26 protein-coding genes are annotated in these 23,530 nt (G+C 61.0%); 21 read left to right on the top strand and 5 right to left on the bottom strand.

The genetic code is table 11. From position 1 onward, the window contains the following. The first annotated feature begins 98 nt into the window (after positions 1–98). From QQL64_RS01275 to QQL64_RS01230, 10 genes are all read left to right on the top strand, one after another. Positions 99–719, top strand: coding sequence for a DJ-1/PfpI family protein (locus QQL64_RS01275; RefSeq protein ID WP_284395233.1), 621 nt, complete (start codon positions 99–101; stop codon positions 717–719). A 10-nt stretch (positions 720–729) separates the two neighbouring features. Beyond that, a complete protein-coding gene (locus QQL64_RS01270) occupies positions 730–1,023 on the top strand; it encodes a hypothetical protein (protein WP_284395231.1) in 294 nt (97 codons plus the stop codon). Continuing rightward, positions 1,017–1,646, top strand: coding sequence for a glutathione S-transferase family protein (locus tag QQL64_RS01265; RefSeq protein ID WP_284395312.1), 630 nt, complete (start codon positions 1,017–1,019; stop codon positions 1,644–1,646). The genes QQL64_RS01270 and QQL64_RS01265 overlap by 7 nt, the downstream gene beginning before the upstream one ends. Positions 1,647–1,769: 123 nt before the next feature. Beyond that, on the top strand, positions 1,770–2,474 hold the full coding sequence (locus QQL64_RS01260) for a helix-turn-helix transcriptional regulator (protein ID WP_284395229.1): 705 nt from the start codon (positions 1,770–1,772) through the stop codon (positions 2,472–2,474). Between the two features lie 61 nt (positions 2,475–2,535). Further along, positions 2,536–3,150 (top strand): ParB-like protein, encoded by a 615-nt coding sequence (locus QQL64_RS01255; protein ID WP_284395227.1) that lies wholly within the window; start codon positions 2,536–2,538, stop codon positions 3,148–3,150. After that, positions 3,147–4,802, top strand: coding sequence for a SulP family inorganic anion transporter (locus tag QQL64_RS01250; RefSeq protein ID WP_284395225.1), 1,656 nt, complete (start codon positions 3,147–3,149; stop codon positions 4,800–4,802). The genes QQL64_RS01255 and QQL64_RS01250 overlap by 4 nt, the downstream gene beginning before the upstream one ends. A 23-nt stretch (positions 4,803–4,825) precedes the next feature. Beyond that, complete coding sequence (locus tag QQL64_RS01245; RefSeq protein WP_284395222.1) at positions 4,826–6,580, top strand: DUF885 domain-containing protein; 1,755 nt, start codon at positions 4,826–4,828, stop codon at positions 6,578–6,580. 66 nt (positions 6,581–6,646) lie between these two features. Continuing rightward, entirely contained in the window at positions 6,647–7,045 is a 399-nt protein-coding gene (locus QQL64_RS01240; protein ID WP_284395220.1) for an MbcA/ParS/Xre antitoxin family protein, read from the top strand. Between the two features lie 106 nt (positions 7,046–7,151). Beyond that, positions 7,152–7,838, top strand: coding sequence for an RES family NAD+ phosphorylase (locus QQL64_RS01235; protein WP_284395218.1), 687 nt, complete (start codon positions 7,152–7,154; stop codon positions 7,836–7,838). A 94-nt stretch (positions 7,839–7,932) separates the two neighbouring features. After that, positions 7,933–8,598, top strand: a complete 666-nt coding sequence (locus QQL64_RS01230; RefSeq protein ID WP_284395217.1) for an SGNH/GDSL hydrolase family protein — start codon at positions 7,933–7,935, stop codon at positions 8,596–8,598. Positions 8,599–8,659: 61 nt separating this feature from the next. Here the strand turns inward: QQL64_RS01230 and phhA are convergent, their stop codons facing one another. Further along, positions 8,660–9,553 (bottom strand): phenylalanine 4-monooxygenase, encoded by an 894-nt coding sequence (gene phhA / locus QQL64_RS01225; protein WP_284395215.1) that lies wholly within the window; start codon positions 9,551–9,553, stop codon positions 8,660–8,662. A 158-nt stretch (positions 9,554–9,711) separates the two neighbouring features. On the opposite strand from phhA, the gene QQL64_RS01220 reads away from it, so the two are divergent. The 5 genes from QQL64_RS01220 to QQL64_RS01200 all read left to right on the top strand — a co-directional run bounded on the left by QQL64_RS01220 (position 9,712) and on the right by QQL64_RS01200 (position 15,117). Beyond that, positions 9,712–10,188: an Lrp/AsnC family transcriptional regulator gene (locus tag QQL64_RS01220; protein WP_284395213.1), complete on the top strand. Its 477-nt coding sequence runs from the start codon at positions 9,712–9,714 to the stop codon at positions 10,186–10,188. A 29-nt stretch (positions 10,189–10,217) separates the two neighbouring features. After that, the gene (locus tag QQL64_RS01215) at positions 10,218–11,018 is read left to right on the top strand and encodes a lysophospholipid acyltransferase family protein (protein WP_284395210.1); all 801 of its coding nucleotides are present in this window, start codon (positions 10,218–10,220) and stop codon (positions 11,016–11,018) included. Beyond that, a complete protein-coding gene (locus tag QQL64_RS01210) occupies positions 11,015–12,019 on the top strand; it encodes a YheT family hydrolase (RefSeq protein WP_284395209.1) in 1,005 nt (334 codons plus the stop codon). Before QQL64_RS01215 ends, QQL64_RS01210 begins: the two co-directional genes overlap by 4 nt. Positions 12,020–12,096: 77 nt before the next feature. Next, a complete protein-coding gene (locus tag QQL64_RS01205; RefSeq protein WP_284395207.1) occupies positions 12,097–13,389 on the top strand; it encodes a glycosyltransferase in 1,293 nt (430 codons plus the stop codon). A 135-nt stretch (positions 13,390–13,524) separates the two neighbouring features. After that, positions 13,525–15,117 (top strand): MBL fold metallo-hydrolase, encoded by a 1,593-nt coding sequence (locus tag QQL64_RS01200; RefSeq protein WP_284395206.1) that lies wholly within the window; start codon positions 13,525–13,527, stop codon positions 15,115–15,117. A gap of 15 nt (positions 15,118–15,132) precedes the next feature. On the opposite strand, the gene QQL64_RS01195 is transcribed toward QQL64_RS01200, so the two are convergent. Beyond that, positions 15,133–16,611, bottom strand: a complete 1,479-nt coding sequence (locus QQL64_RS01195; protein ID WP_284395205.1) for an AAA family ATPase — start codon at positions 16,609–16,611, stop codon at positions 15,133–15,135. A gap of 142 nt (positions 16,612–16,753) precedes the next feature. Between QQL64_RS01195 and QQL64_RS01190 the strand changes: the two genes are divergently transcribed. The 5 genes from QQL64_RS01190 to QQL64_RS01170 all read left to right on the top strand — a co-directional run bounded on the left by QQL64_RS01190 (position 16,754) and on the right by QQL64_RS01170 (position 19,851). Then, positions 16,754–17,377 (top strand): YbhB/YbcL family Raf kinase inhibitor-like protein, encoded by a 624-nt coding sequence (locus tag QQL64_RS01190; protein ID WP_284395202.1) that lies wholly within the window; start codon positions 16,754–16,756, stop codon positions 17,375–17,377. Positions 17,378–17,522: 145 nt separating this feature from the next. Continuing rightward, complete coding sequence (locus QQL64_RS01185) at positions 17,523–17,885, top strand: ElaB/YgaM/YqjD family protein (protein WP_284395200.1); 363 nt, start codon at positions 17,523–17,525, stop codon at positions 17,883–17,885. Positions 17,886–17,914: 29 nt separating this feature from the next. Continuing rightward, positions 17,915–18,379, top strand: a complete 465-nt coding sequence (locus QQL64_RS01180) for an ABC transporter ATP-binding protein (RefSeq protein WP_284395197.1) — start codon at positions 17,915–17,917, stop codon at positions 18,377–18,379. Then, positions 18,380–18,688, top strand: a complete 309-nt coding sequence (locus QQL64_RS01175; protein ID WP_284395195.1) for a hypothetical protein — start codon at positions 18,380–18,382, stop codon at positions 18,686–18,688. Beyond that, positions 18,685–19,851: an AI-2E family transporter gene (locus QQL64_RS01170; RefSeq protein ID WP_284395193.1), complete on the top strand. Its 1,167-nt coding sequence runs from the start codon at positions 18,685–18,687 to the stop codon at positions 19,849–19,851. Before QQL64_RS01175 ends, QQL64_RS01170 begins: the two co-directional genes overlap by 4 nt. 123 nt (positions 19,852–19,974) lie before the next feature. Here the strand turns inward: QQL64_RS01170 and QQL64_RS01165 are convergent, their stop codons facing one another. Further along, complete coding sequence (locus QQL64_RS01165) at positions 19,975–20,922, bottom strand: hypothetical protein (protein WP_284395191.1); 948 nt, start codon at positions 20,920–20,922, stop codon at positions 19,975–19,977. A 50-nt stretch (positions 20,923–20,972) separates the two neighbouring features. Further along, a complete protein-coding gene (locus tag QQL64_RS01160; RefSeq protein ID WP_284395189.1) occupies positions 20,973–21,521 on the bottom strand; it encodes a hypothetical protein in 549 nt (182 codons plus the stop codon). A gap of 213 nt (positions 21,522–21,734) precedes the next feature. On the opposite strand from QQL64_RS01160, the gene QQL64_RS01155 reads away from it, so the two are divergent. Beyond that, entirely contained in the window at positions 21,735–22,040 is a 306-nt protein-coding gene (locus QQL64_RS01155; RefSeq protein ID WP_284395187.1) for a hypothetical protein, read from the top strand. 44 nt (positions 22,041–22,084) lie between these two features. Here QQL64_RS01155 and QQL64_RS01150 read toward each other — a convergent pair whose 3' ends face one another. Further along, complete coding sequence (locus QQL64_RS01150; RefSeq protein ID WP_284395185.1) at positions 22,085–23,530, bottom strand: efflux transporter outer membrane subunit; 1,446 nt, start codon at positions 23,528–23,530, stop codon at positions 22,085–22,087.

Below are 23,530 nucleotides of genomic sequence, written 5' to 3'. Positions count from 1 at the left end.
GCCAGCCGTAGGCCTGAATGGACCGCCAGGCTTCCTGCTGACAACACGCTGGCAGCAGGCGGGGCGCAAGCTCACATCATCGAAAGGGAGAAACGATCATGCGCGACACAGTTTATGTGCTGGTTTTTGACGGATTTGCGGATTGGCAGGTGGCATTGGCCTTGAGCGAGGTCCGCCGGCCCGGGGAGTGGGAAGTACGTACCGTCGGTTTCTCCCGCGAACCGGTGACATCGATGAGCGGGCTGCAGGTGTTGCCGGATGGCAGCGTGGATCAGCTCGATCTGGATGCCGCGGCGTTGCTCATTCTGCCCGGTGGCCACCTGTGGTTGCCCGCACAGGTCGATCAAGTCGCCGCACTTGCACGTCGCGTGCACGACGCTGGCGCTCCGGTCGCTGCCATCGATGAAGGCGTGCTGGCGGTGGCGCGTGCCGGGCTGATCAACCGCTGCCGCCATACGGGTAATTGGGCGAGCCAGATTGCCCGCGAAGTGCCGAGTTATGCCGGGCACGAGCAATACGACGCGAATGTGCTTGCCGTGAGTGACGGTGGCGTGACGACCGCCAGTCATCTGGGCAGCGTCGAGTTCGCGCGCGAAGTCATCCACACGCTGGAACTCTACAACGCCAGCGACCGCGAGCACTGGTACCGCCTGTTCAAGCACGCCATTCCCCCGCCGTGGTTTCCCGGTGTGGCTACTGAAATCGTTCGAGCTGCTTAGGGAGTTCGTTATGAACAACGTGATCGATCGTGTACTGGCCGCTTATCGCCCGCTCTATCTCCGTGGCTTGCTGATGGATGGCCAGTACCGTCTGCCCAAGCCGCCGCAAGCGCCGCCGACAAAGGGCAGCAAAGCCATCCATCTGACGCCCGCTTTCAAATCCGGCCCTCGACGCGTGTTGGTAACCACCACAAACACTCCCGCGGGTTTGCACGCGTTTTCGGTGACGGCCAAGTCGTTGGCGGAACGCGTACGTCGAACCGCCGCATCGCTGATTCATCCATCACGGAGGCATGCATCATGAGTCCGAGAATCACCTTCTATCACGCGCCGAACAGTCGCTCCGGCGGCACGTTTTCGCTGCTCGAAGAACTTGGCGTGGATTACGACTTGCATCTGGTCAACCTCAAATCCGGCGAACAACGTCAGTCGGCGTACCGGGCGATCAACCCGATGGGCAAGGTGCCGGCGATTCGTCACGGCGAGGCATTGATCACCGAACAGCCGGCGGTATTTCTGTATCTAGCCGATCTCTATCCGGAAGCAGGACTGGCACCGGCCATCGACGATCCACTGCGCGGTCCCTACCTGCGGTGGATGGTCTATTACGGTTCCTGTTTCGAGCCAGCAATCGTCGACCGCTCACAACAGCGTGATCCGGCGCCGCCTTCCACGTCGCCTTACGGCACTTGGGACGATGTGCTCAACACACTCGCACTGCAGCTTGCCAAGGGCCCGTATCTGCTCGGCGAACGATTCACCGCGGTAGATGTGTTGTGGGGTGGCGCCTTGCATTGGACCACGATGTTCCATCTCGTCCCGGAAACCCCGGAGATCCGCGCGTACATCGATCGTGTGATCACACGTCCCGCCATGCAGCGTGCCGCGGCCAAGGATGCCGAATTCGCCGCGCAGCAGGCGGCGTGAGCGCAGCGGGCGAGTCGAGACCATGCATCAACACGGCTCGCCCATGTCTGTCTCACGCATTGCGACTGCGGCGCATGACTTTGGGTGCTGGCCCGCCATGGCTGCGTGGGCGATCATGTACCCATGCGCCGAGCCGACCGTCTCTTCCTCATCATCAACGCCCTGCGCGGACGCCGCACAGCTTTGCAGGCGCGTCAGCTTGCGGAAACCTTGGGCGTATCGCTACGCACGGTCTACCGCGACGTGGCCGACCTGCAGTTGTCGGGCGTACCGATCGAAGGTGAGGCCGGCGTCGGCTACGTGCTGCGCAAGGGCTCGGACATACCGCCGCTGATGTTTACCGCCGACGAACTCGAATCGCTGGTGGTCGGCACGCGCTTCGTCCGCGCTTTTGCCGGCGAGAGACTGGCGGCTGGTGCCCAGGCGGCGCTGGTGAAAATCGAAGCGGTGCTGCCGCCCGAATTGCGCGAACGCTCGTCGCGTACGCGCATCTACGCGCCGATCTGGCGCGACGAGGAATCGGTCGCCTTCGCCGCCCGCATCGATCAACTGCATGCGGCGATCGAAGCGCAGAACGTATTGCGGCTGCTTTATCGCGACGAGGTAGGTCGCGAAAGCGAGCGTGAGGTGGAACCGCTGTGTCTGGCCTTCTGGGGCGGCAAGTGGACACTGGGCACCTGGTGTCGCTTGCGGCGGGATTTTCGCAACTTCCGCCCGGACCGCATCGAGCGGATCGAGCACACGGGCGAAATATTCGAGAGCGCCGCGGACCGCAACCTGGCTTCCTACCTGCAAGCCATGCGCGGCTATTACTCCGGATTGGAATAGGCGCGCCGTTTCTCCGCTTCGGGTACCCTGCGCAAACCAGAGCCACCGCAGGAGTCATGTCATGTCCACAGGCGTGCGTCATCCTCTGTTGTCGATTGCACCGGGTAAGTTGCGCCCCACCCAGATGACGGTGGGCAAGGCCGAAGTGGCGCAAAAACGCGTCCAGTGGGAAAAGCTCGGCAAAAAGAAGCGCAAGGAACTGCTTTCCCAGCACTGGTTCCCCGGCGTCTTGGGTCCGAAGAATCAGGTCTATATCGTCGACCACCATCACCTTGGGCTGGCCTTGTATGAAGAAGGCGTCAAAGCCGTACCGGTGATGATCCAGCGCGATTTCTCCTGGCTGGAAACGCCGGTGTTCTGGCACACCATGGAATTCAACCGCTGGGCGCATCCGTATAACGAGCACGGTCAACGGCAGGAATACGACGCGATTCCGCGCAGCCTCACCGGGATGGCGGACGATCCATTCCGCACACTCGCCGCGCGCGTGCGCATGGCTGGCGGTTATTCCAAGGACGCCACGCCGTACTCGGAATTCCTCTGGGCCGATTTCTTCCGGCGACATATGAAACTCAAGAACGGTCGCGTCACCGCCAAGCAATTCCAAGATGCCTTGCTATTGTCGCACTCGCATGAAACGGCTTATCTGCCGGGCTGGAGCGGCCACATCCAATGAGCGCGACGCCAGCGTCGTCGTCGGCACGCGTTGCCGACGTGCTGGCGGGTCTGGCGATCGCTGGCTTGCTAGTGCCCGAAGCGGTGGCGTATTCGGGCATCGCCGGCATGCCGCCGCAAGCGGGTGTGATCGCGCTGTTCATCGGTCTGATCTGCTACGGATTGCTGGGCCGCAGCCGTTTCGCCATCGTCTCGTCAACCTCCTCCTCGGCGGCCGTGTTGGCGGCGGGAACGATTGCGTTGGCGGGCGGTTCCATGGCTGCGCGCGTGGCTATCGCGGCCACGCTGGTGTTGTTCGGCGGCATCTGTTTTCTGATCGCGGGCTTTGCGCGGTTGGGCGGCCTGTCGCATCTCATCGCGCGCCCGGTGTTGCGCGGATACACCTTTGGCCTGGCCATCGTTATCGCGCTGAAGCAGCTGCCGCATCTGGGCGGCTGGCCTGAGTTGCATGGCGATTTCGTGCCGCTGCTGATCAAGGATCTGGTGCAGACGTCGAATCAGGTGCAGGTCGTTACGCTCGGTGCGGGTGTGTTGGCGTTGGCCTTGTTGTTCGTGTGCGAACGCATACCGCGGCTGCCTGGCAGTCTGCTGGTCATTGCCCTCGGTGTCATCGCCTCCGGCTGGCTGCAGGCGCGCGGCGTGCCGCTGACCGGCGCGATCAATCTGCATATGGATCTCGGCATGCCGACCTGGCCGGCGAGCGGCCAATGGATGCCCAGCGTGGAACTGGCAGCGGCGTTGCTGTTGATTCTGTACGCCGAGTCATACAGTTCCATCCGCGGCTTTGCGCTCAAACATAACGACCCGGTGGAACCGAACCGCGATCTGCTCGTGCTGGGTCTCGCCAATGTGTTGTGCGGCCTGTTGCATGGCATGCCGGTGGGTGCCGGTTATTCCGGCACGTCGGCCAACGAGGCGGCCGGTGCGCGCTCGCGTCTGGCGGGTTTGATCGCCGGTGCCAGCGTGTTGCTGATGGTCTTGCTGCTATTGCGCTGGATCGAACGCATCCCGCTCGCGGTGTTGGCCGCCATCGTGATTCATGCGGTGAGCAAATCGTGGCGGCTGTCGGTATTCCGGCCTTATCTGCAGTGGAAACGCGATCGCCTGCTGGCGCTGGCTGCGGTGGTGGCAGTGTTGTCACTGGGCATTCTCAACGGCCTGTTGGTCGCGATCGCCTTCAGCCTGATCCTGCTGCTGCGCCAGCTCGCCGTCGCGCGGCTCAGCGTGCTTGGCCGTCTCGCCAACGGTCATGATTTCGTCGATATCGCGCAGCATCCGGATGCCGTACAGCCGCCGGGCATCTTGATCTTGCGCCCGGAAGAGCCGCTGTTCTTCGCCAATGCGGAGTCCGTGCTGGCACTGGCGCGGCAGCAGGTGGAGCAACGTGCGGATCTCAAGCAGGTGGTTCTGAGTCTGGAGGAATCGCCGGATCTCGACGGTACCGCCCTGGAATCGCTCAGCGATTTTTCCAGTTGGCTGCAATCGCGCAGCGTGGGTTTGCGCGTCGCACGCTTGAAAGACGATACACGCGCCCTGCTGTTGCGCGCCGCGCTGCCCCAGCTTTCGCCACAGGCGCTCAACAACTGGAGCGTGGAAGATGCCGTGTCGGCATCCACCGCCGCGCTATCGTCCACGGGGAATCAAGCGCAGTGAACAACGCAACACGTAGGGGATGCATGGCCTTGGGCCTTGCTCTGGCGATGCCGGCATGGGCGCAACAGGATGCAGACTTGCATTTCAAGCAGATCTACCAGCAGGAGTGGGCGTGGCGTACCGGACAGGCCGGCGTCAGCGCATCGGGCGAGTCGCAGCCCAACAACGGCCGGCTGGATCAGGTCGATGCGAAGAGCCAGCAGGAGCGCCTCGATCTCTGGCGCAAGGTGATGAGCCAGCTCGATGCCATCGATACGAAGCAACTCACACCCGCCGATCAGGTGAACTACGCGGTGTATCGCGAGCAGATCCGCAACTTCATCGCCGATCAGCAATTCAAGCAGTGGCAGATGCCGTTCAATAGCGACTCGGCGTTCTGGAGCGAACTCGGCGATGATCTGAACAGTGAAGGATTACGCACCGAAAGCGACTATCGCCATTACGTGGATCGCCTCGGCCAGGTGCCGGCGTATTTCGACCAGCAGATCGACAACATGCGTGCCGGCTTGCAGCGCGGCTTCAGTGTGCCGCGTGCCGTGCTGACCGGGCGCGATGTATCCATTGCATCCGTAGCCAATGAAAAAGACCCCACGCAGACCAGCTTCTACGAGCCGCTGCAGCACATGCCGTCAACCATACCTGCGGCGACGGCGGCAGCAATACAGGCCGACGCACGCGAGAAAATCACCCACGAGGTGATTCCCGCCTACGCGAAGCTGCTCTCCTTCTTCCGCAATGAATATGTGCCGCATGCGCGCACCACGCTGGCGGCGGAGGCGCTACCGGACGGTAAGAACTACTACCGCCAGCAGATCCACGAATACACCACGCTCGATCTTGATCCCGACACCATTCACAAGATCGGGCTGGAGCAGGTGGCGAAGATCCACGCACAAATGCTGCAGACCATGCAGGAAACCGGCTTCAAGGGCAGCTTCACCGACTTCCTGCATTTCCTGCGCACCGATCGGCAGTTTTACGCCAAGACGCCACAGGAATTGCTCGATCGCACCGCTTGGGTCGCTAAGGAAGTGGATGGGCAAGTCGGCAAATTCTTTGGCCACCTGCCGCGCAAGCGCTTCACCATCGAGCCGGTGCCGGCGGATATCGCGCCGTACTACACCTCTGGCCGCGGCGGTCCGGACGTCTATCTGGTCAACACCTACGACCTACCCTCGCGTCCGCTCTACAACATGCCGGCGTTGACCTTGCATGAGTCGTATCCCGGCCATGCTTTGCAATTGGAACTGGCGGAAGAAGAACACGATCAACCCGCGTTCCGCCGCAACGGCTACATCTCCGCCTATGGCGAAGGCTGGGGCCTCTACTCGGAGTACCTGGGCAACGAGATGGGCATCTACAAGACGCCCTATCAGCGGTTCGGTTTTTTCACGTATCAGATGTGGCGCGCTTGCCGACTCGTGGTCGATACCGGTATCCATCACCTGGGTTGGACACGCCAGCAGGCGATCGACTACATGACGCAGAACACCGCGCTATCGGATCGCGAAATCGCCAATGAAATCGATCGCTACATCAGCTGGCCCGGCCAGGCGCTGTCGTACGAACTCGGGTATCTGAAGCTGCTCGATCTGCGCGCAAAAGCCGAGAAAGCGCTTGGACCGAAGTTCGACATTCGTGCATTCCACGACACCGTTCTCGCGACAGGGTCGGTGCCCTTGCCCGTGCTGGAGCAGCGGATCGACCGATTCATTGCGGAAGGCGGCCCGGAGCCGGATGTCGGCGATGACGCGGCGAAAGGCGGTAAGGCACCCTAGGGTCCGGTTGCTTAAAACTTCACCAATGAAGTAGAATGGCCTCAAGCTTTATTGGGAGAGTTAGCCATGACAGCCCATGCCCTATCCCTGACAGCACCCGCCGAAGACCTTGGCGGCCCTGCCCTGCGCACGTTCTTCAAGCTCGCCGAGCTCTGGAACCTGCGCATTGCCGAGCAGCGCAAGCTGCTGGGTGATCCGCCGGAATCCACCTTCTACAAATGGAAGCGCCAGCAGGATGGCGTGCTGGGGCGCGATACGCTGGAGCGCATCAGCTACCTGCTGGGTATCTACAAGGCACTGCAGATCCTCTTTCCGGATCCGGAGCAGGCCGATGCCTGGCTGCACAAACCCAATCAATCGGCGCTGTTCGGCGGACACTCCGCGCTGGAGCGCATGCTGTCGGGCAATGTCTCCGATCTCTACGTAGTGCGGCAGTATCTGGATGCACAGCGCGGCTGGAACTGAGTAAACGGTGCCGGCCGTCGCAGTCGGCGAGAACACGTTTCGGCAGACTCTGCAGGCAAACAGGGAAGAACAAAAAACGGCACGGCTTGTGCCGCGGGATACGCCCATGCCTATCGACATGCCCCCCATTCGACGGATCCGCTGGAGCCAGGCTTATCGCATCGTGCCGAGCCGGTTTCCGCCTGCCGGCTTGTTCGACCGCATCGCCGATCCCGCCGATCTGGATGCCGTGTTCGCGATCGAAGCGCTGACCAACCCGCGCCTGCGCGAAGAAGCCAACACCATGCAGCTGGTGCCGAAGGAGCGCCGCATCAGCGGCCCGGGTTCGACGCCGGTGATGGCCGCGTTCACGCATCTCAACCCGGAAGGCAGCCGATTTTCAGATGGCACGTGGGGCGTGTTCTATGCGGCGCGCAGCGTCATCACGGCCGTGGAGGAAACGGTCTATCACCGCGAGCGCTTTCTCGCCGCCACCGCCGAGCCGGCCTGCGATATCGAAATGCGCTGCTATCGCACCAGCGTCGACTGCAAGCTGCACGATCTGCGCAACGATTGGCACGAAGCCCATGATCCGGATAGCTACGTCGCAAGTGTCAAACTCGCCCGCGTGCTACGCGCCGACGGCTCCAACGGCATCGTCTACGACAGCGTGCGTCATCGCGGTGGCGAATGCCTGGCGGCGTTTTATCCCGATGTCGTCGCACCCTGCGTACAGGCCCAGCATCTGATCTACCGCTGGGATGGCAAACGCATAGCGAAAGTGCTGGAAGTGAGCGAGTTGAAGCGCAGCTGATGTCAGGCGCGGGCGTGTCGAACGCGAAGCGGGACTATCATGGCCATCATCTACGCCGGCTGTTGCTGGCTATAGAGCTATCCCCGGGAGCGTCATGAGAATTCTGTTATCGCTGTTGTTCGCACTGACATCGTGTCTTGTTTGCGCGACCGAAACCGGCCATGCGCAATGGAATTCAGCGATGGATGCCTTCGAGGCTGCCGATCGCGCTAACCCGCCGCCGCAAGCTGCGGTGTTGTTCATTGGTAGTTCGTCGATCGAGCATTGGAAATCCGTCGCGGAGGATTTTCCGGAAGTAAAGACGATCAATCGCGGCTTTGGCGGTTCGGAGCTGGGCGATTCCACGTATTTCGCCGACCGCATCGTGGCGCCCTATCATCCGCGCGCCATCGTCATGTATGCCGGCGACAACGATTTGCAGGATGGACATCGTCCGGAGCAGGTGCGCGACGACTTCGCCGCCTTTGTGCGTAAAGCGCGATCCGTCGATCCAGGTGTGCCGATCGCCTTCATCGCGATCAAACCAAGCATGGCGCGCAAGGTGTTGTTGCCGAAGATCAGGCAGGCCAACGATCTCGTTCGCAGCTATGCGGCGACTCAGAAAGAGGTTGCCTTCCTCGATGTGTTCACCCCGATGTTGGGCGCGGACGGTCAGCCGCAGCCCAAGTGGTTTGTCGAGGATGGCTTGCACATGAATCGCACGGGCTATGAACTGTGGATTGGCATCATCAAGCCGTGGGTCGATGCGCACGCGCGTTGACTGCTCGCGCGATATGTCCGCGCCGTCATTCCGGTCTTCGCCCGAATGACGGTCGGCTCGCTCACGTATCCGCGTTGCTGGCGAAGCCTTCGCGCGTGCCGCGATTGAACACGCGATCGCTGTCGAGCACATCGGCAGCGGTATGTGCGGGAAGCTGCTTAAGCTTTTCGTAGATCGGCGTGAAGTCAGGTCGAGTCGCATCGAACAGCTGCTCGAAACTGTCGATCACAAAGTAGGTCTGCTGGTAGGTGTCGATGCGGTAGCGCGTGCTCATCACGCGCTCCAACCCGAAACCGATGCGATTGGGCGCGGGCGAATCCAGGCAATAGATCGACTCGCCTTTGGAGCTGACGATGCCCGCACCATAAATGCGCATGCCTTCGTCGGTGTTGATCAGGCCGAATTCCACCGTGTACCAGTACAGGCGCGTGAGGTTCATCAGCGCCTCGGGCCCAATGGCGAACGCCTTCATGCCACCGCGGCCGTAAGCCTGCATGTAATCGGCAAAGATCGGATTGAGCAGCAGCGGCACATGGCCGAACAGGTCGTGGAACAGATCGGGCTCGCTGAGGTAATCCAGCTGCTCCGGCTTGCGGATCCACCAGCTGACCGGGAAGCGGCGATGGGCGAGATGATCGAAGAATACCTCGTCCGGAAGCAGACCTTCGACCGCGACCAGCTCCCAGCCGGTCGTCTCGCCAAGCACCTTGTTGAGGTCAGCGAACTTCGGAATGCCGCCGTCGCCGAGGCCGAAGCGCTCTACGCCGGCCAGGAATTCCTTGCAGGCCCGTCCGGGCAGCAGTTCGCGCTGGCGCTTGAACAGCGTGTCCCACACCTCGTGATCGGTGCGGCTGTAGTCGGCCCAGGGCTGCTCAACCACCCCGGTGGCATAGACCGGTACGTAGCCACGATCGGTCTGATGGTGCTCAACGCGGCGAGGGGTGTTGTTTTCCATGGAGGCTCCGGGCTACGCCATTCGATACCCGGCGAGGACCGGGCGGCAAGCAAAAGCATACGACGCAGACCATGCACAGTGGTTGTTTTATTGTTGACTTTACCCTCATGTGTGCAATATTCATTCAAAGATCAGAACATTTATAGAGGAATCGTGCATTGGCTGATCTAGATCGCACCGATCTGCGAATGCTGGCCGTGCTACAGGCCGAAGGGCGGGTCACCAACGCGGAACTGGCGGAGCGAGTCAATCTGTCGCCGTCGGCCTGTTTGCGCCGTCTGCAGCGGCTAGAAACCGAGGGAGTGATCAGCGGATACGCGGCCCAGATCGATCCCCAGGCGGTGGGCCTGGGCTTGCAGGCGTTCGTGCGGGTGCAGCTGGCTCGCCACGAAGGGGCGGCCATCGAGCGATTTGTGGAGCGCGTGGCCGGCTGGGACGAGGTGGTGGCCTGCCATGCCCTCACCGGCGATATGGACTACCTCATGCAGGTCTACGTGGCCGACCTGGAGCACTTCTCGCGCTTCCTGCTCGATCAGCTGTTGAACGACGCCGGGGTCGCCGATGTCAATTCCAGCTTTGTACTGCGCACCGTCAAGCGTTCGCCTTCGCTTCCTTTGGGCCAACTAGAGCGTTGAGCGGCGACTAACGTTAAAATGATGTGCTGATGAGTATAGAAGCCGTATCCGTCCCGGACCGAGACCTGCTGCGCCCGCTGCGTTACTTGTGGCGCGTTCCGTTGTTGCTGCTGCACATCGTGCTCGGCATTTTTTTGTGTGGATTCATCCTCACCTGGAACCGCCATGCGGTGATGAAGAACGGTCGTGAACCGTTTACGCATCGCATGATCCGCGCGTGGTCCACCGGATTGATGCGCGTGTTCGGCTTGCGGTCCGTGCGCGTCGGGCAACCATCGGCAGATCCGGTACTGTTCGTCGCCAATCACACGTCATGGATCGACATCGAGCTGCTGCACAGCCAGCGCGCCGCGTGCTTTGTGGCCAAGGCCGAGATCGCCAATTGGCCCCTGGTGGGCTGGCTGGCCGCCAGCGGCGGCACGATCTTCCATCGTCGCGGCAGCAACCATTCCCTCGCGGCGGTGATGCAGGTGATGGTGGAGCGTCTGCGTGAAGGCCGTTCCGTCGCCGTGTTTCCAGAAGGCGGCACCGGCCACAACGGTGTGCTGAAAGTGTTCCATGCGCGCATCTTCCAGGCCGCGGTAGATGCCGGGGTACCTGTGCAACCTGTCGCATTGCGCTTCGCGCGCGGCGGCAAGCGGGTGATCGATGCGGGTTTCCGCGAGCACGAAAACTTCATGCAGAACATCCTGCGCATGCTCGGCGGCGCGTCGATGGATGCCGAGGTGCACTTCCTCGAGCCGGTCCAGACTTCCGTAGATGGCCGGCGGCGAATGGCCGATCTGGCGCGCGAACGCATCGCTGCGGCGCTCGAGGATCGCGCGGCATGACCCTACCGCAAGGACGCGATTTCCGTCCTCCTTGGCCGCTCAAGAGCGGCCATATTCAAACCATGCTTTCCTCCAGCGGCATACGCCGCACGCTGCTTCCGCGCTACGCCTACAACGTGTTGGAAGGTGCGCAACCGGTGGTGGTCGATGGTGGCGAAGGCGTGCGTCTGACCGGCGCCTTCACCGCGCAGAAAGCGCAGGCCACCTCGCGCGGTCTGGCCGTGCTGTTCCATGGCTGGGAAGGCAGTGTGGATTCCACCTACGTGCTGCAAACGGGCAGCCGTTTGCTGGCGGACGGGTGGGATATCTTCCGGCTCAATTTCCGCGACCACGGCGACAGCCATGCGCTCAACGAAGCGCTGTTCCATTCGTGCCGCATCGATGAAGTCGTACATGCGGTAGGCGATATCGCGCGGCGCTGGCCGTCGCGCGCGATGGCCTTGGCAGGATTCTCGTTGGGCGGCAATTTTGCCTTGCGCGTTGCGCTTCGTGCGCCGGCGGTGGGCATTCCACTGAACTACGCATTGGCGGTGTGCCCCATCATTGATCCTAGCGAAGGCTTGTTTTCGCTGGAGGAATCCGCGCCGTGGTTCTACCAGGCGTATTTCATGAGCAAGTGGCGGCACTCGCTGCGCGCGAAGCAGGCGGCGTTCCCGCAACGCGAATACTTCGAGCTGCAGGAACTGAAACAAAGTCTGCGCGGACTTACCGAGGCGATGGTATTGCGCCATACCGATTTTGATTCGCTCGAAGCGTATCTGAACGGGTATTCGGTGGCCGGTCGCGCGCTGGCTGCCATGCAGATCCCAGCCACTATTCTTACCGCGCGCGATGACCCCGTGATTCCGGTAACCGCTTTTGAAAAGCTGGAGCTACCCGGTAGTGTCGAGCTCGATATCGCCGACTACGGCGGTCACTGCGGCTTTATCCGCGGCTGGGATATGACGAGTTTTTGCGACGACTACATCGCCGCGCGCTTCAACGCGAACGCCGGCGGCTGACGTTTTCTTTCTCCGTAGGGAGAGAAGTCAACGCGCACGCTATGCTTGAAAGATAGCCGTCCTGGCAAGGTCCAAGCATGCGATCCGCCCATATCGTCATCACCACCTTCGGCTCGCTTGGCGATCTGTTCCCGTTCCTGGCGGTAGGGCAAGTGCTGCAAGCACGCGGCCATCGCGTGACCATCGCCACGCACACGACGCATCGCGCGACGGTGGCACAGGCCGGTCTGCGCTTCGCCGATGCCAGCGGCATGCCGGAACCGGAAGATCGCGCGCAATTCACCGCGCGCGCGTTTGATCATCGTCGCGGCCCGCACTTCGTAGTGCACGACCTGGCGGCCGGCGACGTGCGCGCGAGCTACGCCAAGCTGAAGACGATCTGCGACGACGCGGATGTTCTCATCACCTCAAGCCTTGCCTTCGCCGGCCAGATACTCGGCGAAACTCTGAGCGCCGCGGGCAAGTTGCCATGGATCTCGGCGGTGCTGGCGCCCGCCAGTTTCGTTTCCGCGTATGACCCGCCCACGACCGGCATGGCCTGGGTCGATGCGCTGACGCGCGATGCGCCGCGACGCGTTCGCGTCATACGTCACTTATTCGAGTGGGGCACGCGGCACTGGACGGCGCCGGTGCGCGCACTGCGGCGAGAGCTCGGCCTGCGGGCTGTTTCCTCGGGCGGCGATCCGTTCCATCGCGGACAGCATTCGCCGGATGGCGTGTTGGCGCTGTTCTCCCCGTTGATCGGTAAGCCACAGTTGGATTGGCCAGCCAACACGCACGTCACGGGTTTCGCGCACTATGCGCAGCCGGGCGCAAAGCTCGACGCGGAGCTGGATAACTTTCTGCGTGAAGGGTCGCCACCGCTGGTGTTTACGCTGGGCTCGGCAGCGGTGCATATCGGTGCCGATTTTCTGCGTGCGAGCATCACCGTGGCCGAACGCCTGAATCGGCGCGCAGTGTTGTTCACCGGTACGCCCGCCGTGCGAGCGCAATTGCCGGCACCATTGCCGGCAACGATACGCGCCGTCGATTACGCGCCGCATGCGGCGGTATTCCCGCACGCCGCCGCCATCGTGCATCACGGCGGCATCGGCACGAGTACCGAAGCCTTGCGTGCCGGACGCCCCATGCTGGTCGTGCCGCACGGATTCGATCAGTTCGACAACGCCGCCAGGTTGCAACGCCTGGGCGTGGCGCATGTCCTGCACGCGAGCAGTTACAGCGTCGAAGCGGCGACGCCGTTGTTACGCGAGCTGCTCGACGACGCGCAGTACGGCCAGCACGCTTGGCGCTGCGCTGAAGCGGTGCGAGCCGAACACGGCGCGACAACTGCCGCCGACGTGATCGAAGCAACGTTGCGCCGCTTCTAAACGACACGTACGCGGCAACCCCTGCCAAGAGACACCCTCATGACGTGACTTCCTGCAGGTGGAGGTGACGAGTTACGCGCGTAACGTGCGCCGCATTGCCCAGGTATATCGCCGGGCGCTGTCAGGGAAGTCGAAATGGAACGTCGCATCGACCGCAGTATGTTTTCCGTGTTTCCGGTTCTGCTGGCGCTGGCATGGACGACGCCGGCACTTGCCGCGAACTTGCCGCAAGACGGTGACGCCGTGAGAGGAGGAGGGCGCCCGGGTTGCGATCACATCGACGCCAAAGCCTGCGTCGAACAAGCCATCGATGCCATGGGCGGGCAACAAAAACTGACCAACATTCGAAGCGCAAGCTACGAAACGATTGGCCACGCGCTGATGCCGGAGCAATCGTACCGACAACAGCCGTTCATTACGGCGTACGAGCGCGACAAGGTGACGGTGGACTTCGACAAGCAGCGCCTTGTCCGCGACGTACACATCACTTGGCCCGAAGCGGATCCGCATAGCTCAGATCTCGCTCTTACGCTGATCGCCACGCCGCAAGGTGGCGTCTATCAGAGCAAAGAGGGCGATTCGCCTTGTTCGCTATCGGACCTCGACGATACGCGCGACGCGTTGGCGCTTGGGCCGGAGCGTTTGCTGCTCAACGCAGCGGCCGCCACCGACCTGCATTACGCACCATCGCAATGGCTGCGCGCCACGCCGCACAGCGTGGTCGAATTCACGTGGCAGGGCGTGCCGGTGAAAGTGCTGCTCAACGCCTACAACCATCTGCCTGATGCGCTGCAACGCACGCGCCCCTTCGAGGATTACTGGTTCGTATGGGGCGACGTCGATCAGCGCATCTATTTCGACAACTGGCATGTGGTGCAAGGTGTGGTGTTTCCGACCAATCGCATCGATCAACGTAATGGCATGTGGTACGCCTCCACCCAGCTGCTCGATCCGGTTTTCAATGTCGCCGTCGACGAGAAAATGTTCGCGATGGATGCTGCCGTCGCCGCCAAGAGTGCGCAGTCGAAAGGCTGGAATCGCGTATTCAGCGACAAGCAGCACGTCGAGCTTGCACCCGGCGTTGAACTCTACCAAGGCGCGTGGAATACCACCCTGATCAAACAAGACGATGGCGTGCTGGTGCTGGAGGCGCCGATCTCCAGCAACTACGTGCAGGGCATACTCGCGAAGGTGCGCAACGACTATCCGGGTGTACCGATCAAAGGCGTGCTCAGCACCTCCGATTCCTGGCCGCATATGGCCGGCGTAAGGCAGGCGGTGGCCGAAGGTGTGCCGGTCTATGTGCTCGACCTCAACAAGCCGCTGCTTGACCACCTGGTAAGCGCGCCGCACCGCTTGCAGCCGGACGCGCTGCAGGCCAACCCCAAAGCAGCGCATTGGGTTGTCGTGGGCGATCGCGTGGAGGTGGGCCAAGGCGCAAATCGCGTGGTGCTGTATCCCTTGCGCGGCGCATCGACCGAGCGCCAGTACATGGTGTACTTCCCCCAATACAAACTGCTGTACGCCAGCGACACGCTGGCCAGAAACAGCGATCATTCGCTCTACGATCCTGACCTGATGTATGAAGTGATGCAAGCCGTGGCACGTGAGCACCTGCAGGTCGATACGGTGTATGCCATGCACGAAGGTCCGACGCCGTGGGTGGACGTGCAGCGTCTGGTCGATCAGGCGACGTCACCCACGACAGGCGGTAAACCAGCAGGTTGATAGGCGTGCCGGCGTTTAATCCGCCGGCACGCAACGTCCGTTCGCCCAGGCGCGCAACGCGGCAACCTGTTCATGCATAAGCACCGAAAGCGGCTTGGTCACCTGCAGTGCGTTGAGCAGAGTCGGCTGATCAAGCGCCGCACCGTTGCCGCCGGCATCGTAGAGCGCGCTGACGATCGCTTGTTCGATCTCAGCGCCCGAGAAACCGTCGCTCGCTTCCGCCAGCGCATTCAAATCGAATGACTCGACCTTGAGTTTGCGTCGCGCCAAATGCATGGAGAAGATCGCTGCGCGAACTTCCGTCCTGGGCAAGTCGACAAAGAAAATCTCATCGAAGCGCCCTTTGCGCAGCAACTCTGCGGGGAGTTCGTTCACCGCATTGGCGGTCGCGACAACGAACACCTTGGCCTTGCGTTCGGCCATCCAGGTCAGCAGATAACCCAGCACGCGTCGCGATACGCCACCATCGTCGCCGCCACCCGCCAAACCCTTTTCGATCTCGTCGATCCACAGCACGCACGGCGCCAGCACCTCGCAACTGGAAAGCGCTTCGCGCAGGTTCTTCTCCGTTTCGCCCTGGTATTTGTTGTACAGCGAACCGAAGTCCAGCCGTATCAAGGGCACACCGAAGCCACCGGCGATAGCCTTGGACGCCAGGCTTTTGCCGCATCCCTGCACGCCCAATAACAGCACGCCCTTGGGTGGGTCGAGTGCGGGCGACGGGTTGGGGTCGAGAAAGACCGCGCGCCGCCGTTGCACCCAATCGCGCACATGGCTGACGCCGGCCACGTCGGCAAAGCTGGCGGTAGCGTATTCGTAATGCAGCAGGCCCGAGCGGTTGAGCAGGTCGAACTTGGCTTGCATCAATTCGGGCAAGTCGTTGGCGTTGAGTGCGCCGTCGTTGTAGATCAGCTTGCGCACGATGCGTCGCGCGTCCTGCGCCGTCAGACCTACCAAGTTGCGCACGATGGTGCGCGCCGCATCGTTGTCCACTTCCAGCGGGCGATTGTTCTGGCGCTGCCACGCTGCGGCCTCGCCGCGCATGATACCGGCCAGTTCCTTGACGTCGGGTAGCGCAAGCGGCACGCGTGTGGCCAGCGCGTCCAGTTCCTGCGGAAGTTCCACTTTTGCGCCGATCAGCACCAACGTATGCGGTGCCGAGCGTTCCCGTTGCACGATCTCGCGCATTTGCCGCTGCGTCATCGCATATTGCAGGCAGGGCTGGAAATCGAACAGCAGGTAGATGCCGGGCTGCTCGGCCTCGCGAATGGCCGTCATCGTCGCGGTGGCGTCCGGTGCGATCTGCTGATCCCGCGGACCATTGAAATCGAGCCGCTCCAGCCCGTCGGTAAGCGTCCAGCGCCAGAGCGGATGGAGCGCCTGGGCGATCACATGCTGAAAGCAGTCGATCACCCGCTGTTCGTCCACCGTTTCGATCACTAGCAAGGGTGTTGCGGCCCGCACCAGCGTGTTCAGATCATCCAGTTCGCTCATGCATCCTCCTGCGAGATCGCTACGTTAGCAGAGCCGTTGCGAAAGGATCATGGCGATGGGCGTAAGCTAATCGTCTCAACTTGCGGCGCGTCCTGCGTGCCCCCAAGTGAAAGGCTTCCGATCCCGTCCCCAGGAGATTTTCATGCAGCTACGCAGCGATAACTTTCAGCACGGCAAGCCGATCCCGCCGGCGTGCGCGTTTGGTAAACCGGGCAAGCCTGTGGCGTTATCGGACAACCGCAATCCGCACCTGGCCTGGAAGAACGCACCGACCGGCACCCGTTCCTTCGTGCTCACCTGCATCGATCCCGACGTGCCGAGCAAGCCCGACGACGTCAACCAAGAAGGCCGCAAGGTTCCGGCCGACTTGCCGCGGATCGAATTCGCGCATTGGCTGATGGCGAACATTCCGGCCGAATGCGGTGAACTGTCTGAGGGTTCGTGCAGCGACGAAATCACTCCGCACGGCAAAAAGGAACCCTTTGGACCGCCCGGCAGCGTACAGGGCGTCAACAACTACACCGACTGGTTTGCCGGCGACGCGGACATGGGCGGTACCTACCTCGGTTACGACGGCCCCTGTCCGCCGTGGAACGACACGCTGGTGCATCACTATCATTTCCGTATCCATGCGCTGGACACAGAAAACCTATCGCTGAAACCGGGATTTACCCTCGCCGAGTTGCGCGCGGCGATGACGGGACATGTGCTGGCCGAGGCAACGCTTACCGGCACGTACAGTCTCAACCCCAGTGTGCCGGCCTGAAGGCGTCACCTTCACGCGCAGACGGCACGATATATGGCACATGCCGTGGTCTATGCTTCCGACGCATTGGCTGAACGACGCGGTCTCGGTTCAGCCAACGGCTCGTTAACCGGCTAGAGTGAATACCTCGCAATCGGAGAACGTCATGAACAAAGAAGTCCAGACGAACGAAAACGCTACGCATGGGCGTATCGAGCAGCATGCCGAACGCGTCAAGCAAGCCACATCCGAAGCCGTGGCCAGCAGCAAGGAAAAATTCGACCGTGCTGCCGACCATGTCGAAGAAGGTCTGCATCGTGCCACCGACAAGGCGGCGCATGCGGCCAACCGCACTACCGAAAAGGTGGCCGAGGCCAAAGAGCGCAGTCGTGCCGCTTACGATCAGGCCAAAGACCGCGCCGACGAATGGCTGGACGAAGTGCGCGAGTTCGTGCGCGAGAAACCCGTGCAGGCAGTCGCTATTGCGCTAGGTGCGGGCTGGTTGCTTGGCCGCATCCTGCGTCGCTGAAGTGCAGACCTTAGGCACGGAGGCGGGCGATGCACGATACCGTGCGCGATGACGAAACGGCCGGACCATCCGAGCCACCCACCGGGCCACCGCCGAGCGGCCTGCTCGACGAACTCGGCCAGCTTGCGCATGCGGTGCGCCACCTGTTCGGCGCGCAACTGCAGCTGCTTGCCGCCGAGCTGGGGCTGGCACGCAGCGCCGTATCGTGGATGCTGGTGGCCGGTCTCGCCGCCACCGTAACAGGCGTCGGTTTTGGCTTGACCTTGCTGGGCTTGATCGGGCTGCTGCTGGCGAAGTGGTTCAACTCCTGGATCCTGGCGTTCGTGGTGCTGGCGGTGCTGGAAGCGTTGTCGTTATTCGGCGCGATCCTGCTGTTCCGCCGCTGCATGCATTGGATGAGCCTGCCCGCCACGCGGCAGGAATGGCGTGCGATCATGCGTGACACACTGAAAAAAGCCGACGAGGATGTCGAGGCCAGCAAGGGGGAGGGCTAGATGAGCTTGCTCAGGCAACTGGAAAAGGTCCGCAAAGCACGCGAGCGCGTAGCGTCGCATCGAAACGAAATGGTAGTGCCCGCCGCGGCGCTGCTGGAGCGCGGCCATCGGCATCCGCTCACCACGGTGGGTACCGCCGCAGGCGCGGGTTTTGTGCTGGGTAGCCTCGGTGTGGGTGCGTTGCGCGTACCCGGATTAGCCTCGATGCTCAGCGGTGGTTTGGCGCAACTCGTGGCGGAAGGCACTCGGCTAATCGCCGAACTGGGCATGGACGACGGCAGCAACGACAACGACAGCAGCGATACATGACCGGTATCGAATCCGCGGCGCCGCCGAGCAGCGCGCCAGCAGCCGGAACATCGCCGGGTCCACCGGTCACCCCCCTCATATCCAAACAGGTCAAGCAAGCCACGCAAAGTGTGTATCGCCTGCGCGGGCATTTGCGCGCGATCCGCATGCTGCTCAGCGCCTTGCTGATATTGGCCTTGCTCTACACCATCACCATCGTGCGCGAGCTGGTGATCCCGCTGTTGCTGGCCGCGTTTATCGGGCTCGCGTTGAACCCGATCGTCGCCGCCGGTACGCGTCATCGCATCCCGCGCTGGCTCGGCGCCAGTGTGCTGATGATTTCGCTGATTGCCGCGATCTCCACCGGCATCAGCATGCTGACGCAACCCGCGGTGACGTGGCTGCACGATGCACCATCCGCCATTCGCAGCTTTATTCCGAAGCTCGAGCACTTTACCCGGCCGCTGGAGGCCGCGGGCCGCGCGACGCAGACGCTGGTCAACGGCCATCCGGCGCAGGCCAATGCCGGGCAGAATCCCGGCGATGTCGCGATCAGCGTGTGGGATGTGCTGGCCAACGCACCAAAAGCGCTCGCGGCGATACTCACCGTCCTGCTGCTGGTGTATTTCTTTCTCGTGTATGGCGACCTGATCTTGCGGCGCCTGGTCGAGATCGCGCCGAACTTCGGATACAAGCGCCATGCGGTGAGCATCGTGCGCAGTATTCAGACCGAAGTGTCGCGTTACATTCTCACTACCGTCGTGATCAACGCGACGCTGGGCCTGACGACGGCCTGCCTGCTGTTCCTGCTGCACATGCCCGATCCGCTGTTATGGGGAGCGGTCGCGATGTTCGCCAACTTCATTCCCTATCTTGGCGCCATCGTCACCACCACCACGTTGATGCTGGTCGGCTTGATTCATTTCGAAGATGTGCCGCACGCGCTACTGCCGGCATTGTGCTTTGCGTGCATCACCGCCTTCGAAGGCAACCTGATTACGCCAATGATCCTGGGGCGGCGCATGCGCATCAGCCCTATCGCCATTTTGATCTGGCTACTTATCTGGGGCTGGCTATGGGGCATTCCCGGTGCACTGCTGGCGGTGCCGATGCTGACCAGTGCCAAGCTGATTGCCGAGCGAGTACGTGGCTGGGGATGGTTTGCACGGATGGTGCAGCGCTAAGGCCGCCTGCTCTGGCTAGAAAAGAGTAACCAACGTCGTGTGATACAGCGCGCGCTTCCTTCAGTGGCAATAGAGAGAGGTGTTTCCTGCGCGAGCAAACGATGTGAATGTATCCTGGGACCTTTAATCGAGCACGCCCTGGAGTCTAAGCAGCTCAATTAGTTTCGCTTTACCCGTGCTAGGCGACCAACCCACATGCTTTCCAATAACGACCCCATCTCGATAGAAATAGAAAGTCGGGCTAAATGAGAAGTCCACACCCATCCAGGCAATGTTGTCGTAAGCAATGGCTATAGGTTGAGAAGGGAACGATTCACTCCACTCCTTCAATTTTTCGATATCAAGTTGCTCGCCTGCACTACTAAGCCATACAGCATTTCCCTTCTTGAAGGCGCCAGATAATGTTTCGTCGCCTAGAATTGCCGATGCCGCATCTCTTGCGACATGACATTGCGCTACTACAAGAATGAAATATCTCGAATTAACGTTTACATTGCGAAGCATCAGTCCATTCTTTTCGCCAGTTAAGCTATACAGACCTGGCTTGGAAGCATTGAAATCGCTTGCTATGTCGATTCGGGGGAGTTCCGGCAACTTGATGTTCGGATGCAATTGCCGGAGGTCCTCGGCGTCTTCGAATTGCCTGCCCGCGACAAGATTCAAGTACTGTTCGCTAACTTCGATGCTCGTCAATGCTTTTCTTTTATCAAGCTCTATTGAATACATCTTTAGATCATTTAGGTACATAAGCTTTTGCCCTTCATTTGCCGCCTGCGAATAAAAATAGGTCATACTTGATACGATAAATGCAGCATGTAAATCAGAGTTGCTGAGCCTAGATAAGTTTTCTCGAATCGGTGAAATGCGTTCACCGTATAACTTAGCAATCGCCCTTGCCTTTTGCTTTGCATCCATCACTCCATCGGAGCTGATTGCTGAGAAGTCTGATAAGGATGCAGCCGGTGAGAGCAGTGGACGCCCTGTCAGCGCGAAACTTAATACTGTAAGAGCCAGCATGGGCACGTGGTAATGATTAATAATGGTTGGAACTACTCGATGCATCAGCGTCATAGCAACGCTGATGCATGCTCGGCCTACGATCGCTTAGCAACCTTCCATGCTTAGCAACCGTCCATGCACAATGAACCGTACTTGCTCGCACACCCACTGCCATTAGGCCCAACGTGACACACCTGATCCTTGGGCTGTGCCATTGGATGAACGAAACCACTTGTCGATTCACTTTGTGCTCTATCGAGGATGGACTGATCTAGTGCGGAATCCGTCCGCAAGTCGGGGATGAAGCCAACCGTTGATTGCGCACCAAAAAGGCTCAATATGCTGTATGCATCGGATACTGGCAGTCCTGCCAGGTCGATATAAGAGTAGGAAGCAAGACCTCGCTGCGTGAAAACAAGCGAATTCAGAAAATTGAACCGTGCACTTGGAGACAGCTTATTGATGGGTGATGTTGGCGTCGAAGCCAAATGTGCCTGCAACTGTTCTTTGGATGCAATCGGGGCGGTAGCCAGGTCTATTTGACCGTTCGTCATTTTCGGTTCATCAACTACCGAGGTCTTCATATTGACACTATCTTGTGAAGTATTCGCTGCGACGCTTCCTGCTAGAGCAAAACTGATGCCGAAGATGGCATATGCCAGAGCTTTCATATCTGTTCCTCCGTTTATAGATTTTGGCTACTCCAATGAAGGTTGAATCGTATTTGGGCCAAGATAGACCTTTATGTAGGTACGCTGCGATTACTTGATCGGACATTGCCATAAGCTGCGTACGTGCCGCCTGACAAGAAAGCACTCGACATACATAACGAAACTGAAGGGGCACTCTGACTCTGGAACTTATGGGCGAATTTCATTTCGCACGTGAGCTCGATTTTCACCACTACGCTGTTGCTGGCAAGCCTGATGCATTTCCACGATATGCAGCACGCCTTGCTGCCGACGCCATGCTTCGAGGAGATCAACGCGGTCGAAGGCAACCTCACTCCCGATGATCTTTGGGCGGCGTATACGCATCAGTCCGATCAAGATCCCGATTGGTTGTTGATCAGGGCTAGCCGTGGGGTGGTTCTCGGCACACTGCTGGCGGTGCCGATGCTGACCAGTGCCAAGCTGATTGCCGAGCGGGTGCGAGGCTGGGGATGGTTTGCACGGATGGTGCAGCGTTGAGCCGCTACGTCGTCCCGGCTGGCGCCGGGACGACGTAACTTACGTTACGGTGCAGTGGCAACAGACTCCGCCACTTGCGTGCAGCGTGCATCGTTACACGCCTGCCAGCCACCGCCGAGCGCCTTGTACAAAGCCACGGCACGGGTGTCGATCGCGCTTTCCGATTGAGCCAGATCATCCTCGGCCGCCAATTGCACACGTTCGGCATCCAGCAGTTCGAGATAACCCGTAGCGCCTTCCTGATAGCGGATACGCGCCAGATCGGCAGCACGGCGGCTTTGCTCGCTCTGCGCGATCAACTGCTCGACGCGCGCGTGCTCGGCGTTGTAGCCGACCACGGCATTGTCGACATCCTCGATCGCCTGCAGCACGGTGCGCTGGTAATTCGCTTCGGCTGCATCGGCACGCGCTTCGCTCGCGTGCAAATTGGAACGCACGCGCTCCACATTGAGGCCGGACCAGGTGATGCTGGGTCCGAACGACCATGCGCGCGATGCGGGACCGCCGAAGTCGTTGCTTTGACCGGCCAGAAAGCCGAAGAAACCGCCCAGCGAGATATGCGGGAAGAAATCCGCCTTGGCGACGCCGATGCGCGCGTTAGCGGCGGCGTATTGCCGTTCCGCCACACGCACATCGGGACGACGCGACAATACATCGCCCGCGTCGCCGATCGGCAGCACCGCAGCGATCGGCTTGAATGACGTCGGCGACACATCGACATCCAGCTCACCGGGGCGCTCGCCGACCAGCACCGCAAGCCGGTACTCGTAGGCACGGGCCTGCGAATCCAGCACCGGCAGCTGCGCCTTGGCGGCGCTTAGCTGTGCGCTGGCGCTCGCTACGTCCTGTTCCGACGCCGTACCGATCTCGGCACGTGTCTGGATCAGTTTCAACGTATCGCCCTGATTGGCGATATTGCGCTGTGCAATGGCCAGCCGTTGCTGTGTACCGCGCAACTCGAAGTAATTGCGCGCCACCTCGGCAAACAGGCTCACTTGTGCATCGTGCAGCGAAGCTTCGCTGGCGCCGAGATCGGCGCGCGCCGCCTCGACGGAGCGCCGCACGCCGCCAAACAGATCCACTTCCCACGAAGCATCGAAGCCCGCTTCGTAAGTAGTGATGGCGACGCGTTGCTTAGTGAAGCCGGGTTGTTGCTCCATCGCGCGACTGTAAGCAAGGTCAGTGTCGATCGTCGGCAACTGATCGGACTTCGCGCTGCCGAGCAGCGCACGCGATTCGTGAAGGCGTGCCGCCGCAATGCGCAGATCAAGACTGCCCTTCGCAGCGTGCTGGATTAACGCATCCAGCACTGGATCATGGAATTGCTCCCACCACGTAGCTTGGAACTGCGCGGCGCTTTCGCGCGCCGCGTCGATACCCTGCACGTTTGCCGTTTGCGTCGCCGGCGCTTTGTAGTCCGGTCCCACGCTGACGCATCCGGCCAGCGCGAGTGCGGCGAACAGGGCGGTGTTACGAATAAAACGTGTCAT

The organism is Dyella lipolytica, assembly GCF_030160075.1.
Lineage (GTDB): Bacteria > Pseudomonadota > Gammaproteobacteria > Xanthomonadales > Rhodanobacteraceae > Dyella_B > Dyella_B lipolytica.
The sequence above is the reverse complement of the archived record's forward strand: the minus strand, read 5'-3'. Positions and strand labels throughout refer to the sequence as shown.

Coding starts and splice junctions, on each gene's coding strand:
- QQL64_RS01250 (WP_284395225.1), top strand. CDS start 3,147: ATGAGCGCGACGCCAGCGTCGTCGTCGGCACGCGTTGCCGACGTGCTG.
- QQL64_RS01210 (WP_284395209.1), top strand. CDS start 11,015: ATGACCCTACCGCAAGGACGCGATTTCCGTCCTCCTTGGCCGCTCAAG.
- QQL64_RS01175 (WP_284395195.1), top strand. CDS start 18,380: ATGAGCTTGCTCAGGCAACTGGAAAAGGTCCGCAAAGCACGCGAGCGC.
- QQL64_RS01180 (WP_284395197.1), top strand. CDS start 17,915: ATGCACGATACCGTGCGCGATGACGAAACGGCCGGACCATCCGAGCCA.
- QQL64_RS01215 (WP_284395210.1), top strand. CDS start 10,218: ATGAGTATAGAAGCCGTATCCGTCCCGGACCGAGACCTGCTGCGCCCG.
- QQL64_RS01195 (WP_284395205.1), bottom strand. CDS start 16,611: ATGAGCGAACTGGATGATCTGAACACGCTGGTGCGGGCCGCAACACCC.
- QQL64_RS01260 (WP_284395229.1), top strand. CDS start 1,770: ATGCGCCGAGCCGACCGTCTCTTCCTCATCATCAACGCCCTGCGCGGA.
- QQL64_RS01235 (WP_284395218.1), top strand. CDS start 7,152: ATGCCTATCGACATGCCCCCCATTCGACGGATCCGCTGGAGCCAGGCT.
- QQL64_RS01190 (WP_284395202.1), top strand. CDS start 16,754: ATGCAGCTACGCAGCGATAACTTTCAGCACGGCAAGCCGATCCCGCCG.
- QQL64_RS01275 (WP_284395233.1), top strand. CDS start 99: ATGCGCGACACAGTTTATGTGCTGGTTTTTGACGGATTTGCGGATTGG.
- QQL64_RS01255 (WP_284395227.1), top strand. CDS start 2,536: ATGTCCACAGGCGTGCGTCATCCTCTGTTGTCGATTGCACCGGGTAAG.
- QQL64_RS01270 (WP_284395231.1), top strand. CDS start 730: ATGAACAACGTGATCGATCGTGTACTGGCCGCTTATCGCCCGCTCTAT.
- phhA (WP_284395215.1), bottom strand. CDS start 9,553: ATGGAAAACAACACCCCTCGCCGCGTTGAGCACCATCAGACCGATCGT.
- QQL64_RS01200 (WP_284395206.1), top strand. CDS start 13,525: ATGGAACGTCGCATCGACCGCAGTATGTTTTCCGTGTTTCCGGTTCTG.
- QQL64_RS01205 (WP_284395207.1), top strand. CDS start 12,097: ATGCGATCCGCCCATATCGTCATCACCACCTTCGGCTCGCTTGGCGAT.
- QQL64_RS01240 (WP_284395220.1), top strand. CDS start 6,647: ATGACAGCCCATGCCCTATCCCTGACAGCACCCGCCGAAGACCTTGGC.
- QQL64_RS01170 (WP_284395193.1), top strand. CDS start 18,685: ATGACCGGTATCGAATCCGCGGCGCCGCCGAGCAGCGCGCCAGCAGCC.
- QQL64_RS01230 (WP_284395217.1), top strand. CDS start 7,933: ATGAGAATTCTGTTATCGCTGTTGTTCGCACTGACATCGTGTCTTGTT.
- QQL64_RS01160 (WP_284395189.1), bottom strand. CDS start 21,521: ATGAAAGCTCTGGCATATGCCATCTTCGGCATCAGTTTTGCTCTAGCA.
- QQL64_RS01165 (WP_284395191.1), bottom strand. CDS start 20,922: ATGACGCTGATGCATCGAGTAGTTCCAACCATTATTAATCATTACCAC.
- QQL64_RS01185 (WP_284395200.1), top strand. CDS start 17,523: ATGAACAAAGAAGTCCAGACGAACGAAAACGCTACGCATGGGCGTATC.
- QQL64_RS01245 (WP_284395222.1), top strand. CDS start 4,826: ATGGCCTTGGGCCTTGCTCTGGCGATGCCGGCATGGGCGCAACAGGAT.
- QQL64_RS01150 (WP_284395185.1), bottom strand. CDS start 23,530: ATGACACGTTTTATTCGTAACACCGCCCTGTTCGCCGCACTCGCGCTG.